The sequence below is a fragment of the Luedemannella flava genome (assembly GCF_039528515.1).
Lineage (GTDB): Bacteria > Actinomycetota > Actinomycetes > Mycobacteriales > Micromonosporaceae > Luedemannella > Luedemannella flava.
In genome coordinates this window covers 1-739 of record NZ_BAAALT010000319.1, presented here as the reverse complement: position 1 = coordinate 739, position 739 = coordinate 1, and the positions used below count along the sequence as shown (strand labels likewise).

Here is a 739-nt window from a genome sequence, read left to right as displayed (position 1 = left end):
CGGGGCGACCGCGGAGGAGGCGTGGGCGTATCTCGGCGACGACCCGGCCGTCGCGCGGGTCGTGCGGGCCGCCGTGCGCGCCCAGCACCGGGGCGCCGCGTTCGCCGAGGCGCTGACCCCGGTCGCCGACGACCTGCGCGCCGCCGACCTCGCCGCCGCCGAGGCCGCCGGGCAGCGGGCGGCCGTCCTCATCGTCCTGCCGCTCGGGCTGTGCTTCCTGCCCGCCTTCGTGCTCGCCGGGCTCGTCCCGGTGGTCGTCGCCGTCCTCGGCGATGTGCTTCCCCACTGACGGAAGGAGTTAGTTTCCATGCGCGCACGCGCGATCCGCCTCCGTACGAGGCTCCTGACCCATCTCGGCGCCGACCGTGGCATGTCCACGGCGGAGTACGCCGTCGGCACGCTCGCGGCCGTGGCGTTCGCCGGCCTGCTGCTCAAGGTGGTCACGTCCGACCCGGTGCAGAAGGCGCTGAGCGGCATCATCACGCGGGCCCTGAACTGATGGAGGACCGGAAGGTGCGGTGGGCCGACCGGCCCACCGCACCACCCCATCCCCGATCGCCGGCCGGGACCGGGCCGCGGAACAGACGACCCCGTACGGGCGGGCGGGACAAGGGCGCGGCCACCGTGGAGATCGCCGTGGCGCTGCCGGTACTGGTGCTGCTGACGTTCGTGGCGATCGGGGCGGTCAACGCCGTCCTCGCGCGGGTGCGGTGCGTCGACGCGGCCCGCGACGCCGCCC

At 75.6% G+C, this 739-nt stretch carries 3 protein-coding genes; all 3 read left to right on the top strand.

Annotated features, from left to right (window positions below; all coding sequences use genetic code 11):
• Positions 1 to 289, top strand: a 289-nt coding sequence (locus tag ABD211_RS32970) for a type II secretion system F family protein (protein ID WP_344140432.1), incomplete at its 5' end; no start/stop codon positions are given.
• 18 nt (positions 290 to 307) lie between these two features.
• Positions 308 to 499: a DUF4244 domain-containing protein gene (locus ABD211_RS32965; RefSeq protein ID WP_425560585.1), complete on the top strand. Its 192-nt coding sequence runs from the start codon at positions 308 to 310 to the stop codon at positions 497 to 499.
• The coding region (locus tag ABD211_RS32960; protein ID WP_344140430.1) for a TadE family protein at positions 499 to 739 on the top strand (241 nt) is incomplete at its 3' end. The genes ABD211_RS32965 and ABD211_RS32960, both read left to right, overlap by 1 nt.

Excerpts from the sequence above, each read along its gene's own strand:
- ABD211_RS32965 (WP_425560585.1), top strand. The coding sequence starts at position 308 with ATGCGCGCACGCGCGATCCGCCTCCGTACGAGGCTCCTGACCCATCTC.